At 58.6% G+C, this 15,235-nt stretch carries 12 protein-coding genes; 4 read left to right on the forward strand and 8 right to left on the reverse strand.

The features are described from left to right. Positions 1–26: 26 nt before the first annotated feature. The 3 genes from AC0JZ8_RS23885 to AC0JZ8_RS23895 form a co-directional block, all read right to left on the reverse strand. Complete coding sequence (locus tag AC0JZ8_RS23885) at positions 27–713, reverse strand: hypothetical protein (protein WP_430252945.1); 687 nt, start codon at positions 711–713, stop codon at positions 27–29. A gap of 106 nt (positions 714–819) precedes the next feature. Beyond that, positions 820–2,028, reverse strand: coding sequence for a polysaccharide biosynthesis/export family protein (locus AC0JZ8_RS23890; RefSeq protein WP_092664360.1), 1,209 nt, complete (start codon positions 2,026–2,028; stop codon positions 820–822). Positions 2,029–2,247: 219 nt separating this feature from the next. Then, the gene (locus AC0JZ8_RS23895; RefSeq protein WP_471893757.1) at positions 2,248–3,783 is read right to left on the reverse strand and encodes an O-antigen ligase family protein; all 1,536 of its coding nucleotides are present in this window, start codon (positions 3,781–3,783) and stop codon (positions 2,248–2,250) included. A gap of 247 nt (positions 3,784–4,030) precedes the next feature. Between AC0JZ8_RS23895 and AC0JZ8_RS23900 the strand changes: the two genes are divergently transcribed. The 3 genes from AC0JZ8_RS23900 (at position 4,031) to AC0JZ8_RS23910 (ending at position 8,798) form a co-directional block, all read left to right on the forward strand. Next, positions 4,031–5,455, forward strand: a complete 1,425-nt coding sequence (locus AC0JZ8_RS23900; RefSeq protein WP_471893758.1) for a phosphomannomutase — start codon at positions 4,031–4,033, stop codon at positions 5,453–5,455. A 39-nt stretch (positions 5,456–5,494) separates the two neighbouring features. Beyond that, on the forward strand, positions 5,495–6,922 hold the full coding sequence (locus AC0JZ8_RS23905; RefSeq protein ID WP_471893759.1) for a mannose-1-phosphate guanylyltransferase/mannose-6-phosphate isomerase: 1,428 nt from the start codon (positions 5,495–5,497) through the stop codon (positions 6,920–6,922). Between the two features lie 157 nt (positions 6,923–7,079). Further along, positions 7,080–8,798: an ABC transporter ATP-binding protein gene (locus AC0JZ8_RS23910; RefSeq protein ID WP_471893760.1), complete on the forward strand. Its 1,719-nt coding sequence runs from the start codon at positions 7,080–7,082 to the stop codon at positions 8,796–8,798. Between the two features lie 38 nt (positions 8,799–8,836). Here AC0JZ8_RS23910 and AC0JZ8_RS23915 read toward each other — a convergent pair whose 3' ends face one another. From AC0JZ8_RS23915 to AC0JZ8_RS23935, 5 genes are all read right to left on the reverse strand, one after another. Beyond that, positions 8,837–9,535 (reverse strand): ABC transporter ATP-binding protein, encoded by a 699-nt coding sequence (locus AC0JZ8_RS23915; protein ID WP_471893761.1) that lies wholly within the window; start codon positions 9,533–9,535, stop codon positions 8,837–8,839. A 1-nt stretch (position 9,536) separates the two neighbouring features. Then, positions 9,537–10,271 carry an ABC transporter ATP-binding protein gene (locus tag AC0JZ8_RS23920; RefSeq protein WP_471893762.1) on the reverse strand — a complete coding sequence of 245 codons (735 nt, stop codon included), beginning with the start codon at positions 10,269–10,271 and terminating at the stop codon, positions 9,537–9,539. Next, positions 10,259–11,221 (reverse strand): branched-chain amino acid ABC transporter permease, encoded by a 963-nt coding sequence (locus AC0JZ8_RS23925; protein ID WP_471893763.1) that lies wholly within the window; start codon positions 11,219–11,221, stop codon positions 10,259–10,261. Before AC0JZ8_RS23925 ends, AC0JZ8_RS23920 begins: the two co-directional genes overlap by 13 nt. Beyond that, positions 11,218–12,099, reverse strand: coding sequence for a branched-chain amino acid ABC transporter permease (locus AC0JZ8_RS23930; protein ID WP_471893764.1), 882 nt, complete (start codon positions 12,097–12,099; stop codon positions 11,218–11,220). Before AC0JZ8_RS23930 ends, AC0JZ8_RS23925 begins: the two co-directional genes overlap by 4 nt. 122 nt (positions 12,100–12,221) lie before the next feature. Beyond that, positions 12,222–13,529: an ABC transporter substrate-binding protein gene (locus tag AC0JZ8_RS23935; RefSeq protein ID WP_471893765.1), complete on the reverse strand. Its 1,308-nt coding sequence runs from the start codon at positions 13,527–13,529 to the stop codon at positions 12,222–12,224. 314 nt (positions 13,530–13,843) lie between these two features. Here AC0JZ8_RS23935 and AC0JZ8_RS23940 point away from each other — a divergent pair, with 314 nt between their 5' ends. Further along, on the forward strand, positions 13,844–15,229 hold the full coding sequence (locus tag AC0JZ8_RS23940; protein ID WP_471893766.1) for a hypothetical protein: 1,386 nt from the start codon (positions 13,844–13,846) through the stop codon (positions 15,227–15,229). The last annotated feature ends 6 nt before the right edge of the window (positions 15,230–15,235 follow it).

Genomic DNA, 15,235 nt, shown 5'->3' on the forward strand with positions numbered 1-15,235 from the left:
CAATGAAATGCCAGACAGTAGCCGCCTCAGAACGACGCCGTGGTCGAACTGCCTTCGACGATCGTCGTCGAGCCGCCGTCTTCGCTCGCGTAATATCCGCTACCGCCGCCGGAAGAGAAGCTGGACGAGCCCGAGCCGGTCGACGCAGTCGTTCCAGCGCCACCATTGCTGCCGCCACCTGGCGTGCCGCCGCCGCCAATCGCGCCAGCGCCACCGGTTGCCGAGCCGCCACCGCTGAGGCCGCCGCCAAGAGACGCAGTCTGCGTTTCGCTGTTGGCCGCGAGAAACGCTGTCTCGAGGGCGCGATTGCCGCTGTCCGCGATAGCGTCCTGGATACGGGAGGCATATTCGGGATTGACGGTAGCGCAGGCCCTTGCGGCACGAGCAAGCCCCGCGCCGATCGCGGCAGCCTGACCGGCATTAGCCTTTGCAGCGATGGCAATCAGCGGGGACAGTGCGTCGGCGCTGGATCCGGCGAGCGAACGAGCCTGATTGGACAGTGGAAGCCCGCCAGACGAGAACTGCGACAACAGACTTTCTGGAGCTGCGAGAAACGCGCTGATCTCGGCATCAGACATCCGCGCCGGCGCGACGAAGCATCCCGCCGTTGGCAAAGCCGACTGTGCATGAGCCGAAGAAAGGTCAGCAATACCTGAAACTAGAGCAGTGGCAAGCGCGATACCTGCAATATTACTTATGAAAAACTTAGGCATGACTGTCTCCCGAAGGTTACTAAACTAATCAATCCATCGCACAGAAGTAAAAAATCATCAATAGAGAGATTAAATTACTGTTAACTTGTGAATTTGAGGCCAAAACTCACGGGGCGAGTTCTCGAACAGCATCGCGGGTGGCGATGGCATCCGACGGAACACCAGCGACAGTCGAAGTCACAGAATTCAGGATGTTGAGGAACTTCAGCGTTTCGACGGAGTCGGAGTTGGACACATAGATCGTGTCCTTATCCTGCATCGGGAACTTCTGGACAGCGAAGAGAGCCGAAGGATCTCTCATATTGGCTCTGAAAATGACGGGAACCATTTCGCCGCTGAACCGACTGGTATCCACGCCCAGCTTAGCCAGGAAGTCTTTCTTGACTGTGCGGTAGAGCATGACCTGCGCCGGATTTGCACGCGAGTCCAGCAATCCGCCCGCCTTCCCCAGTGCTTCACCAAGGGTCAGCTTCGATTCCTCGAAGTCAAACCTGCCATTGAGACCCGAGGCGCCAAATGCAAGGTAGGTTCGACGTTCACGATCGACCAGAATGGTGTCGCCAGGTGCGACATAGATGTTTTCAGACGGCGTGGCGACCAGATAATCGTAAAGGACAGTCGCCGATTTTCCGCGTCTTTGCAGCGTAATATAGGTTTCGATGCCGGGCGAGCTCAGGCCGCCGGCTTCTGAAACGACGTCAAGCACGCGCTCACCAGCTTCCGTCAACTCTATCTTCGCAGGCGAGCGTACGTCGCCCAGAACCGCGACCTGAGCAGATCGGCTGCTGACCTTCGTGATCAACACCTGCGGCTCAATCGCGCGATTGGCGAGTGCATCCTCAACTTGTCGCTGGACGTCCTCCACCGGACGCCCGGCGGCCGGGATACGACCGGCGTAAGGGACGCTGATCGTACCCTCCCGATCGATTGTCTGGTTCGGTAGCGACACGTAGTTACCAGGACGACTCCCGGCGTCGTTGGGAATAAACAGGCCGCCGGACTGAGATTCAAAGACGGAGACCTGAACGACGTCACCAACGCCGAGCGGCAAGCTCGGGGCTCCGCCACGACCGCCGCCGAACCCCCCTTTGAGGGAGGTCGCCTTTGTATCCTCTACATAAGCAAGCACAGATTTACTAATGTCGACGAGAGCATAGTCGATCCCGACGGCCTGTGCCTTTTTGGCTGATGTAACCTTTGCAGTTGCCTGCGCCTCCACCTGCCGAGAATCTGGTCCAGAGTTTGGCAGCGCTGTGCATCCCGACAGGAATGACGTCGCCACAAGAACAAAAGTCGATGCGGTTTTGATTTTCACGTGTGTCCCCTTAGAAGCCCCAAGCGAAACTTGCACACGAGATTATTTATTTCTAGTTTAGATTGGAAAGTAACAAATGAATCGAGAGCGAAACGAAGCTTTGTTGCTGATAAATCACATATTTAACTGATAATTATATATATTATTTGTGCCTAAGCTATAAAATAGTACAATAGAACTTATCTTACTAATGTAGATGCTTTGGATAAGCTGCATATTTCAAGCAGGCAACTGTTTATCTCGCAGGCTGGGCGCCAACGGCAATTGCCCCGCCACACTTGTTTGGATCGTTCGATTTCGCCTGTTTTTCGACCCGATTTTTGGATCGGCAACGCAGACAACGACGATCGGCGCCAAGGTCGCAGCCACGAAAATGGCGAGGCCGGAGATCTGGATTGAGAAGTCGAAGGCGGAGTGAACGACAAGCAGCAAAACCACCGCGAAGCCGGATCCCGGGACATAACGAAGGCGACGCCTCGCTGCCATTCCTCTGACGAGGCACGATAAGATAAAGGCCAGTCCAAACGCGATAATCAGTATGCCAGCGACGCCCAACGTGAAGACTGCTTCGAGATAGACATCGTGGGCACGATTCCAAACCGTATAGACGCCGCAGTCCGGATCGCGATACGCTGTAAAGGCGGTTTCGAAACTTGCCAGTCCGGTCCCGAACGGAAAATGATCGGATACCCCCGAGACCAATCCCGGCATGATGCAGAAGCGGCCGTCGCTTGCGCCCTGCACTTCTGCTCGGAGCAAAGCTCTGCCAGAAAGCGACAGGAAGCCTGCTGCGAATAAGCCGGTTAGTGCAATCGCTGTAAGAAATGCGCCTACGCGGATGGATCTAAGTCCGGTACCTCGAAGCGCAGGGACAGGATGCTTGTTCTGCGAAGATCTGAACACGAACAACAGGGTCATCAACAGAAGCGCGGCAAAACTTGCCGCAACCCCGGCCCGGGACTTCGTCAGCACAAGAGCCGTGACCGGTACCATAAACAGTATCGCAAAGCTTAGTGCTCCTCGAACTGCCTTTCGTTGATCGAATGGAAGACCCCTGCCTTGATCCAGCGACGCGAGAATTCGCCGGACCTCAACGCACCGCACGTGAGACGAAAGGATTCCATAGTTCAGGATGGCGACAATCCCGAAATAGGTTGCGGCGGTGTTCCGATTGACAAAGAAGCCGGTTAGGCTTTCGAGGTAAGCCGTCTTTGCGATGAAGAGGAGTGTCTTGGGCGCGATCAGGAATTGGGCGATGGACAGAAGAGCGACAACTGCTCCTGCTATCGCCAGGCCTCTGAGGGTGGCGATCGCTCGTTCGTCGCTGTCGCACAGAATAATCCCGATCAGAAAGACCTCAACCGGCACGAGGAAACGAAGCAAAGATGCCCAGTCATCCGCAGGCGTCAAGGATATTACCGGGGAAGCATCGAGCTGAAACTCGGCCAGGTCTCTCCACGACGGTTGACTGAAGATTGCTTCAGGCAGTGGAGTAGTCTGGAACATTACCCATGCGAAGGCGACCAGTGCCAATACGATACCCGCTTTCACTGCCGGCTCCCCTGCCTTGGGGATCCCTCGGACGAAGACGGCGATACAAAGCAGGAGAGCACTTGCCAATCCGTAGATCGCGAGAGTGGAAATTTGCACGGCGCCAAAATTCAAAAGCGCTAAGGCGAGTGCTGACCAGTGGATAAAAACAATTGATCTATAGACAGCGTTCTTTGGCAGCCACCCCCCGCGGAAATCTTTCATATTAGCCCCAATCCAAATTACGCCCAACACTGGGAATGCTTTAGCAATACCACATCCAGAGCAAAGTATATTTTAGTAGTTTATCACGGTCTTTCGAATCAAAGCGGAAATATGACTTGTGATTATTTAACTATACGCCTCCATATACTCTCGCTTTTACCGTTCAAGCGTCTATAGCTACGTTCCATATTTTTATGGTATTGGCTCCCACAATCATTGCTATCCGACCAATCGAAACAGACGCATCATGAAATTTGGAACAAGCGGCCTTCGCGGTCTTGTCACTGATCTCGAAGGCAGAGCGTCGGCGCTCTACACCACAGCGTTCGCACGCCATCTTTTAGAGGCCGGTCTTGCCAAGCCGGGGGATCCGGTTCTGGTGGGACGTGATTTCCGCGCCTCAAGCCCGAGGATTGCGGCAACCTGTATCGGCGCCTTGCAGCGGGCAGGACTGAACGCCATCGATTGTGGGGCCATACCCACTCCCGCGCTGGCACTTTACGGTATGAAGCTCTCGGCTGCCGGCCTGATGATCACTGGATCGCATATCCCGGATGATCGCAACGGTATCAAATTCTACCGTGCCGATGGTGAGATCGACAAACAGGACGAGATCCGGATCACGGCGATCGCCGGCGCCATGGCAGATGAAGAGATCGACGCCACTCCGGGCGAAGCTTCGGATCAGCACGTGGAGGCCGAAGCACTTTTCGTCGAACGGAACGTCATGCTGCTTGCTCCGGATGCATTGGCCGGATTGACTATCGGTGTCTATCAGCATTCCACAGTCGCGCGCGATCTCTTCGTTCAGGTTCTTGAAAAGCTGGGGGCGCAGGTCTTGCCGCTCGGACGCTCTGAGCGTTTCATTCCCGTCGATACGGAAGCCGTCTCTGCCGAGACGATTGCGCTGCTGCAGGGTTGGGCCCCACAATATCATCTCGACGCGATCGTCTCCGCGGATGGTGATGGCGACCGCCCGCTCGTCGCAGACGAAAAGGGGCAGCCGCTCAGAGGCGATCTGTTGGGCCTGATCACGGCAAACTTCCTCCATGCCGAAGTGGTCGCCACTCCAGTCACGTCCAATTCACGGATAGAGGCTGCCGGCGACTATACGGTTGTAAGAACAAAGGTCGGCTCACCATTCGTCATTGCCGCCATGCAGGCGGCAGCCAAGGATGGCAAAACGGCGATCGTCGGGTTCGAGGCCAATGGCGGCACGCTGACCGGCTCCGATTTCACAGTTGCCGGAGGCACATTGCAAGCGCTGCCAACTCGCGACAGCTTCCTTCCGGCGCTCGCGACGCTTTCGCTTCTCACGAACGCCAAGCAACCGCTATCGCGCATCGTTGCCGATCATCCGCTTGCTTTTGCAGCGGCAGACCGGCTGGAAAACTTCCCCGTGGAAACGAGTGCGGCACTGATGGCGCATCTGCGGGCATCCGACGACAATCTTTTCGCTTTCCTCGCGCCCATCGGCTCGGTCACTGCGAAAAGCGAAATAGACGGGCTTCGCGTGACACTTGAGGACGGGCGCATCATCCATCTTCGGCCGTCTGGAAATGCGCCTGAAATGCGCTGCTACGTCGAAGCGCCGGATGAACGGGCCGCCTCGGAATTGTTGGATCAAGGGCTTGATCTCATTCGGCATTGGGCGGCAGTACGTAACCGATGACAAATCTCAAAAGCAAAAGCGTCAGTGGAGACTGAGACTATGGTTGGCAAGATCATTCCCGTAATCATGGCAGGCGGCAAGGGCACGCGGCTGTGGCCGTTGTCACGGTCTTCTGCACCAAAGCAGTTTATACAGTTCATCGGCGACCAGACGCTGTTTCAGGCGACGCTTGCGCGTGTTGCCGACGAGACGCTCTATAAGCCTGCAATCGTCATCACCAACGAAGATTTCCGCTTCCTTGCCGCCGAACAGGCACGCGAGCTTGGCCTTCCACTCACGGCAATCATGCTGGAGCCTTCCGCACGCAACACGGCACCGGCCGTTGCCGCAGCCGCGGCCTTCGTGGCTGACAAGTTCGGCGATGATGCGATCTTGCAGGTGCTGGCTTCCGACCACGAAATCGAAGCCGGCAAGGCCTATTTCGATGCCATTCAGACCGCACGCAAGACGGCAGCAAGCGGCAAGCTCGTCACCTTCGGCATCACCCCGACCGAGCCTTCGACCGGCTATGGCTATATCGAGATCGGTGACCAGCTCTCAAGCGGTGCGAACACGGTAAAGCGCTTCGTTGAGAAGCCAGCCCTGCCGGACGCTGAAAAGATGCTGGCGTCTGGCGGTTTTGTCTGGAACTCCGGCATCTTCATGTTCCAGGCTGGCGTGGTTCTCAGCGAGTTCGCCCGCTTTGCGCCCGCTGTTGCTGAAGCTGCAAGCGCTGCCGTTGCAAAGGCATCCGGTGACCTCGATTTCTTGCGCCTCGACGAGGCATCGTTTTCGGCCAGCCCGAACATCTCGGTCGACTATGCGATCATGGAAAAGACAGCAAACGCTGCTGTCGTGCCGGCGTCCTTCACTTGGTCAGACATGGGCAGCTGGGATGCGGTCTGGAAGCTGGGCGCGCAGGATGCGGACGGCAACGTCGCGCTCGGCAACGCGACGCTGATCAACACCAAGAACTCGCTCGTCCTGTCTCGCCATGGTCATATGGCCGTGCAGGGTCTGGATGGCATTGCCGTTATCGCCAGCGAGGACGCCGTCTATGTCGGCCGCCTCGACGACAGTCAGAACGTCGGCAATATCGTCAAGCAACTCGCCGCCGCCAAGGCGACTTCGGCACTCACCGAAACACACCCAACCTCCTACCGCCCTTGGGGCGGCTATACCTCGATCCTCAACGGCGATCGGTTCCAGGTGAAGCGTCTGTTCGTCACGCCGGGCAAGAAGCTGTCGCTGCAAAAGCATCACCACCGCTCCGAGCACTGGATCTGCGTCAAGGGCACGGCCGAGGTGACGATCGGTGACACCGTGCAGACAGTGCGCGAGAACGAGAGCGTTTATATTCCGCAGGGTGAAGTCCATCGATTGGCCAACCCCGGCAAGATCATGCTTGAGATGATCGAGGTCCAGACCGGTTCCTATCTCGGCGAAGACGACATCATCCGCATCGTCGACGAGTTCGGACGCGGCTGATCACAACTGTGCAGACCGCCTAAGCGAAGTGAAGGGCGTGCCGTGGCATAACGGCACTATCCTTTCGGCCGGCTTTTCGAATATGAGAGGTCTACTCATGTTCTCTCCTCTGGCCTGCATAGCTGCAGGCCGGATGTGACATCGTCTGCAGGTCAGCATGCTTCGCCGCTTCTTCTCCTATTACCAGCCTTATAAGACCCTTTTCCTCCTCGACTTCGGCTGCGCCATCGTGTCCGGGTTACTCGAGCTTGGCTTTCCGATGGCGGTGAAGCTGTTTGTGGACAGGCTTCTGCTGAGCCAGGAATGGCTGCTGATCATCCTCGCGTCCGCTGGCCTTCTCGTCATCTATGTCCTCAACACCGGGTTGATGGCCGTCGTCACCTATTGGGGCCATATGCTCGGCATCAATATCGAGACAGACATGCGGCGGGCGGCGTTCAACCACCTACAGAAGCTTTCGTTCGGCTATTTCGACAATCAGAAGACCGGCCATATCGTTGGGCGCCTCACCAAGGATCTCGAGGAAATCGGCGAAGTCGCGCATCATGGGCCTGAAGACCTGTTCATTGCGCTGATGACCTTTATCGGCGCTCTTCTGCTGATGTTTTCGGTCAATTGGCAGATGGCGGTCATCACTGCGACCATCGTTCCTGTGACCGCCTGGGCAACCAGCCATTTCGGCGGCCGCATGACCGAGAATTTCCATCGGCTTTTCAGCCGGATCGGCGAGTTCAACGCACGCATCGAGGAAAACGTCGGTGGTATGCGCGTCGTGCAGGCTTTCGCGAACGAGGGTCACGAGCGGGCGCTGTTCGAAAAGGACAACCAAAGCTATCGCCGCGTAAAGCTGGAAGCCTACAAGCTGATGGCCGCCACCAGCTCGATGAGTTACCTCAGCATGCGGCTGACGCAGATGGTGGTGATGGTGACCGGCGCCTATTTCGTGCTGGCCGGCGAGCTGACGGCGGGCGGCTTCATCGGTTTCCTGCTTCTCGTCGGCATCTTCTTTCGTCCGGTGGAGAAGATCAATTCGGTGATCGAGACCTATCCGAAGGGGATCGCAGGCTTCAGACGGTTTACCGAGCTGATCGACACGGAGCCGGATATTGCCGATGCACCGGATGCGGTCGCAGTTGATCACCTGAAAGGCGAGATCGCGTACCGGTCCGTGACGTTCGGTTACACCGCGACGAAGACTGTCTTCGAAGAGATCAACCTCGATATCCTCGCTGGCGAGACGATCGCGTTCGTGGGGCCCTCGGGCGCCGGCAAGACAACCATATGCTCGCTTCTTCCGCGGTTCTACGAAGTCGTGTCGGGGAGCATCACGATCGACGGGATCGACATCCGCAAGATGACGAAGGAATCCCTTCGCCAGCAGATCGGCATCGTGCAGCAGGATGTCTTCCTGTTCGGTGGTACGCTGCGGGAAAATATCGCCTATGGAAGACTGGGCGCTTCCGAGGCTGATATTGTCGAAGCCGCGCACCGCGCACGTCTTGAGGACATGCTGGCAAACCTGCCGGAGGGTCTCGATACGGTCATCGGTGAGCGCGGTGTGAAATTGTCCGGCGGCCAGAAGCAGCGGGTGGCGATTGCCCGCATGTTCCTCAAAAATCCTCCTATCCTGATCCTCGACGAAGCGACCTCCGCGCTCGATACGGAAACCGAGCGTGCGATACAGCGTTCGCTTGCCGAACTATCGCAGGGGCGGACCACGCTGATCATCGCCCACCGGCTCGCCACGATCCAGGGCGCCGATCGAATCGTCGTCATTGACGATTCTGGTATTGCCGAACAGGGCACCCATCAGGACCTCATCGAACGTCGGGGCGCATACAACCGGCTGCATTCCGGCCAGGTCGGCATGGTCTGACTGGTGATCACGATCGAGCCGCTCAAGATCGCCGAACTTTAGCCGACACCGACGTAGCGGGACAGAAGAGACGGATCGGCCCTCAACGCCTCAACCGGCATGACTGCCTGCGCCTTGCCGTTCTCGACGAAACAGACGCGGTCGGCGATCGATAACACGGCCTCGACCCGCTGCTCGACCAGCAGGATTGCTTTCCCCTGATTGCGCAGCGTCAACACGACATCGCGGATCGTGGCGATCATCGAGGGCATCAGGCCTTCGGTCGGTTCGTCCAAAAGGATGACCTTCGGATCGAGACATAAGGCGCGCGCGGTCGCCAGCATCTGCTGTTCGCCGCCGGACAGCGTTCCGGAAACCTGGCCGAGGCGCTCCTGCAGCCGGGGAAACAGCGAAAGCGTTTCGTCGAGCACGCGCTGCGGACTGCGCCGCGTCATCATGCCGATTTCGAGATTTTCCCGCACGGTCAGCTCGGAGAACAACCGGCGGCCCTGCGGCACATAGCCGATGCCGAGGCGTGGCCTTTCATGCGCCGGCAGCGCCGAAATTTCGGTACCATCCAGCCGGATACTACCGGCACCGGTCTTTGCGAGACCCATGATGGCACGCAGGGTCGTCGTCTTGCCCGCACCATTGCGGCCGAGCAGGCAGAGAACCTCGCCCTTCTCCACCGTAAGCGACATACCCTGCAGCGTCTGGCTGCTGCCGTGATAGACATCGAGATCCGAGACTTCGAGCATATCAACCGGTTCCCAGGTAGGCGGCCTGCACGGCTGCGTTGGCACGGATGTCTCCGGGCGACCCCTCGGCGAGGATTTGACCGTGGTTGAGAACCGTGATCGTGTCGGCGAGTTGCATGACGACGGGCATGTTGTGCTCGATCAAAAGGACCGTTGCAGACGTGGCGATTTCCTTGACCAGCCGGCAGAAACTTTCGATCTCGCTATCCGACAAGCCTTGCGTCGGCTCATCCAGGATCAGGAGTTTCGGCTCCAGCGCCAGTCCCATCGCGACTTCAAGAAGCCTCTGGTGCCCATAGGCCATGGTCCCGGCCTTTTCTCCCGTTCGATCCGCAAGGCCGACGCGGTCCAGGGCTTCCTGCGCCTTCTCGGCAATATCAGACCGTTTCGAGCCGGGGTGACGCCTCAGCGCGCTTTGGGCAGACAGCGCCACGTTGTCGAACACGGTCAGCGTCGGATAGATGCTGGTGATCTGGAACGTATAGGCAATGCCGTCGCGCACGCGCTGATGCGCCGGTCGGTCGGTGATATCCTTGCCCAGGAACTCGATCGACCCGGCACTCGGGGCGATACGGCCGGCCAGCAGCGAGACGAAGGTCGTCTTCCCGGCACCGTTCGGACCTATCAGCGCGCGGATCTCGCCTTCTCTCATGGTAAAATCGACATTGTCGACGGCCTTCAGCCCTCCGAAGTGGCGACTGAGACCTTTGGTAGAAAGCAGGGTCACGGAAGCCATGGCAGCCACCTTTCGCGGATCGTCCCGAGAATGCCTTTCGGAAAGAAGAGGACCAGAACCACAAGCGCGATGCCGGTCACCAGCAGATAGGCCTGCGTGTACTCGCTGGTGATGTCGATCATGTAGAACATCAGGATCGAGCCGAGCAGCGGACCGAGGATCGTTCCGGCACCGCCAAGCAACGTGAAGAGCAGGGCTTCGATCGAATATTGGATGGTGGCAAAGGTTGCGCCGATATAGGCAAACATCAGCCCGTAGGCGGCACCGGCCATGGCGGAGATCGTGCCGGACAGGACGAGCGCACCGAGTTTCATCCTGAATGTATCAAAGCCCAGCATCAGCGTGCGCGTCTCGTTTTCGCGAATCGCGATCAACACCCTGCCGATTGGTCCCCTGACGACGACGAAGATGACGAGCAGTGTCAGAGCCAGAAGGCCGAGCGCCAGATTGTAGCGCTGGACCGCGTTGGTCAGGTCGACGTGGAAACCGAGAAGATCGAAACTGCGCGCAGAGGTCGGCATCGTCAGGCCTTCTTCGCCGCGGGTATAGTCGGTGAAGTAGGTGATCGTGAGATAGGCAACCTGGCCGAACATCATGGTGACAATCATGAAGGCGACGCCGGTCGTTCGCAGAGCAATCACGCCGATGACGAGCGACAGGGCGGCACCACAGACAATTCCGATGAGAAACGCGAGTGGCACGCCGAGATCGGTGTAATAGGCCGTCATGCCGGCGCCGTAGAGACCGGCGGCAAAGAACATCGCATGTCCGAGGCTCAGCAGGCCCGTATAGCCGAACAGCATGTTGTAGCCCATGGCATAGATCGCCAACAGCATGACGCGGGTCAGGGCGAGGTGGTGATAATCGGGCAGCACGAACTGGACAAGAAAGAGAGCTGCCAGCACGCCCACGTGAAGCGCGATGACGCGGATGGTGTTTTCGCTTCTCATCGCGCCTTCGCCCCGAACAGACCTTCCGGCTTGAACACCAGAACAAGGGTGACAAGCAGGGTCGAGATGATCTTCGCAAGCGTCGGTGAGAAGAACACCGAAATGATGCCGTCGCTCAATCCTATCAGCAGCGCGGCGATAACGGTGCCTCGCAGACTGCCAAGGCCGCCAAGGATGACGACGATGAAGGAGAGAAGCAGCGGATCGAGCCCCATCAGGTAATGGGCCTGACGGATCGGCACGATCAGCACCGCAGCAATCGCCGCCAGCATGGCCCCGGCGGCAAAAACGAAGGCATAAACGCGTTCGATCGGTATCCCGAAGGCCTGCGCCATCTCGCGGTCGAGCTGCGTGGCACGCATGATGAGCCCGAGCCGTGTACGGCTGAGCACGAACCAGACCGCCAGCAGCAACACGATCGCCGCTGCGATGACGAACAGGTTGTAACCGGAATAGCCGAACCACGGCAGCTGGATGCGGTAATAGAACGGAGCGGACACCGGCCGCGCATCCGGACCATAGGTCAGAAGGACCGTCTGCTGGATGATGTAGAGCATGCCGATCGTGGCAACGATGGTCGATTCCGGATCGTAGTTCAGTCGCTTCAGGATCAGCCGCTCGCTGGCGAATGCGATCGCGCCGACAATCAGCGGGCTGATGACGAGCGCTGCGAAGAAACCGACTGCCGGATGCAGCGAGAACATCGACGCCACCCACCAAGCGACAACAGCGCCGAGCATATAGAATTCGCCATGGGCGACATTGACGACGCGCATGACGCCGAACACCAGAGACAGGCCGAGTGCGGTCAATGTGAGGACCGCGGCCTGCAGCAGTCCTTCCAATGTCGCCAGCAGCAGAAACGGACCGAACGCCAAACCCTAGCTCCTATGCACGGACACGACTGTCCCCTCGCCTGATTTGCTGCGGTTAGACAGGAAAAACGACGCGGGGTGAAGAGCGAAGGGACCGGTCAGCCGATCCCTTCCAAAAGCAGCAGTCAGAGCGACATTTTCGTGTAGTCGGCGGTCACCTCGTACATCCCGTCTTCGATCGATGTCCGGTGCACGACATCCATCCGGCCGCCTTCGACCTTGGAGATGTTCTGATGGCCGTAAACCTGATGGTTCTTGCCGTTGAAAATCTTGTTGCCCTGCGGATGGTCTCGGCCTTCCTCGAATGTCTCGATCGCTTCCAAGGCTTCGATGAACTTGGCCTTGTCCTGCGGGCCGTTGTATCCGGCCGTCTGCATCGCCTGCTTGATGGTGAACAGGGTTTCCCAGACCCCGTACATATGGGCGTAGGTGGCGATGTCCTTCGGATCGGCGGTGCTTGCGCCATTCTGGTTGACGCCCACGGCCGTGCGATAAAACTTGTCCCATTCGCTCTGGTCCTTCTGGGCATAACGGGGCATGCCCTCCCAGAAGTAGGTCCCATCGAGGAAGCCCAGTTGCGGCGTCGAGAGATCGACGGCCTCGACGCTATCGATGAAGCCGAAGATCTGGGGTCGCTGCGAGCCGTAGAACTGACCGAGCTCGGTGACGAAGGTGAGAACCGCCGGACCGACCATGATGTGGTAGAGCACGTCGGTGTCTGCGGGAATTCGCGGCAGGTAGCGCGTGAACGATGTTTCCGTCGGGGGAACGGCGATCATCTCGACGACCTCACCACCCTGCGCCTTGATGGCGGGCGGAAGATTATCGCGGTGGTCATAGCCGAAGGCGTAGTCCGGGAAGATCATCGTGACCTTCTTGCCGAGGTTTTTTGTGATCCAGGGTGCCACTGAAGTGACCTGGCTGCGAACATCGGTAATGCCGGGCTGGAAGCAATAGCGGTTGAGGCTGCCTGAGGACACGTGGGTGCCTTCCGACACCACGAGATAAGGCATCTTCAATTCGCCCGCCCGCGGCGCGGCGGCGACGACAACGTGTGAAAACAGCGTCCCGAACACAGCATCGACCTTATGCTGGGTCGCGAACTTCTCGACGACTTCGGCGCCTCGTTTCGGATCCGTGCCATCGTCTTCAACGATCAGTTTTACCGGACGGCCGTTGATGCCGCCCTCCTCGTTGATGATCTTGACGGCAGCGCGTGCGACGCGCTCGTACCAGCGACCATAGGATGCGCCGATACCGGTGCGGTGGCATTCAAAGCCGAGCTTGATCGGGGCGGAGGTCTGGGCGTGCGAGTATCGGACGAAGCCCGGCGAGACGGAAGAAAGAATGCCCGCACCCGTTGCCGCGCCCATTCCAAGAAGGGTCGTCCGGCGGGTCACCGAGGATTTCGGTGCTGAAGTCTTGTCGGTCATTCGAAATTTTCCTCTCAACGGTACTGACGCCCATCATGCTGATGCGATAGTCGATGGTCTACCAGGTGCCACCGACAATAAGAGCCCTACCATGTCCTATAGCAAAGAATTCCGCTGATCAGGAGACCTGACAGGAGCGGCACGAGGCCCAGTCTGAGCGAAGATGTCGTGGTATGGGATACGCTTCTCCATCCCGGCATGATGTTTCAGCCGATCACGCCACCAGACGCAGGATGAACCCGTTGCCGTCATTTCCCCGAAAACACCGGTTGCCGGCCTGTCCATCGGCGACGGCAGCTCTCTTGTGGACGCTCATGCCCTGCACGGCCAGCGCGCACGGGACGGAACGCGGGCTGGTGATGCTGCTGCCGACCGAATATTACCTGACAGGCGGCGCGATCGTCGTCGCAGTTACCTTCGTCGCATTGCTGCTGGTTCCGTCGCGCTGGTTCACACATGCCGGTACTGCCTCCATCACGCTCGATCGCCGGGCGGTGCCACCGATTGCGATGGTCAGCACGCTGAGCTTCCTGCTTCTGCTGGTACTGATCGTTGCCGGCCGCTATTCGACCGCCGATCCGCTCGAAAATCCGTTGCCGCTTGTCGTCTGGACGCTGTTCTGGGTGGCCTTGACCTTGCTGCAGGCGTTGGTCGGGAACCTGTGGCCATGGCTCAACCCCTGGATGGGACCTCTCCGTATCCTGCAGCGAGCGACGGGCGGTAGGCTTGGTGAAGCTCGCCTGCTGAAGCTGCCGGAGGCCGTCGGCTACCTCCCGGCTATCCTGCTGTTTCCGATGTTTGCCTGGTATGAGCTCGTCTCGCTTGCGCCGGAGGACCCTCCCCGTCTGGCCATCGCCGTGTCGGTCTACTGGCTCTTCAATTTCCTCGCGATGCTGGTGTTCGGAGAGCGGGACTGGACAGAGCGGGGCGAACCCTTCTCCGTGTATTTCCGCATGATCGGGATGATCGCGCCCTTCGAGATCACGCCGCCGAAGTCCGGAATATGGGCGAGTGTCCAATTCCGCTGGCCTGGGCAAAACTGCGTCGCGGCAGAGCCGCCGCCGATCAGCGCCGCCCTCTTCCTGCTGCTGACGCTCGGAACCGCGTCCTTCGATGGCTTTGCCGAAACCTTCACCTGGCTTTCGACGATCGGCGTCAACCCGCTCGAATTTCCCGGCCGCAGTGCTGTGGTGCTGCCGAATACGCTGGGCTTGATCGCAGCTCCGGCGTTGCTCGCAATGATCTATTTCGCGGCCGTCATATCAGGAGCCAGGCTTGCCGGAGAGGTGCGTTCAGTCACCGATCGCGGGCTCATCATGCATCTCGTCTATTCGATTGTTCCGATAGCGGTTGCCTTCCATGCAGCCCACTATCTCACCCTGCTTCTGATCAACGGGCAATATCTATACTCTGCGATCTCGGATCCCTTTGCGCTTGGCTGGGATCTGTTCGGAACCGCCGATCGGCACGTCACGGCATCGATGCTGATCGACATCAGCAGTGTCGAAAAGCTCTGGATCGCACAGACCGCGATCATCGTGGCCGGGCACTGCATCGGCATTCTGATCGCCCACATGATTGCGCTCAAGCACTTCGTGAAACCGGCAAGCGCCACCATCAGTCAGGCTTTTCTGGCCCTTGCGATGGTAGGCTATACCGTCTTCGGCCTCTGGCTTCTTTCCACCCCGACAGCGGGATGATCGGGG

Source organism: Velazquezella soli (assembly GCF_977018685.1).

Excerpts from the sequence above, each read along its gene's own strand:
- AC0JZ8_RS23885 (WP_430252945.1), bottom strand. The coding sequence starts at position 713 with ATGCCTAAGTTTTTCATAAGTAATATTGCAGGTATCGCGCTTGCCACT.
- AC0JZ8_RS23895 (WP_471893757.1), bottom strand. The coding sequence starts at position 3,783 with ATGAAAGATTTCCGCGGGGGGTGGCTGCCAAAGAACGCTGTCTATAGA.
- AC0JZ8_RS23900 (WP_471893758.1), top strand. The coding sequence starts at position 4,031 with ATGAAATTTGGAACAAGCGGCCTTCGCGGTCTTGTCACTGATCTCGAA.
- AC0JZ8_RS23905 (WP_471893759.1), top strand. The coding sequence starts at position 5,495 with ATGGTTGGCAAGATCATTCCCGTAATCATGGCAGGCGGCAAGGGCACG.
- AC0JZ8_RS23910 (WP_471893760.1), top strand. The coding sequence starts at position 7,080 with ATGCTTCGCCGCTTCTTCTCCTATTACCAGCCTTATAAGACCCTTTTC.
- AC0JZ8_RS23915 (WP_471893761.1), bottom strand. The coding sequence starts at position 9,535 with ATGCTCGAAGTCTCGGATCTCGATGTCTATCACGGCAGCAGCCAGACG.
- AC0JZ8_RS23920 (WP_471893762.1), bottom strand. The coding sequence starts at position 10,271 with ATGGCTTCCGTGACCCTGCTTTCTACCAAAGGTCTCAGTCGCCACTTC.
- AC0JZ8_RS23925 (WP_471893763.1), bottom strand. The coding sequence starts at position 11,221 with ATGAGAAGCGAAAACACCATCCGCGTCATCGCGCTTCACGTGGGCGTG.
- AC0JZ8_RS23935 (WP_471893765.1), bottom strand. The coding sequence starts at position 13,529 with ATGACCGACAAGACTTCAGCACCGAAATCCTCGGTGACCCGCCGGACG.
- AC0JZ8_RS23940 (WP_471893766.1), top strand. The coding sequence starts at position 13,844 with ATGCCCTGCACGGCCAGCGCGCACGGGACGGAACGCGGGCTGGTGATG.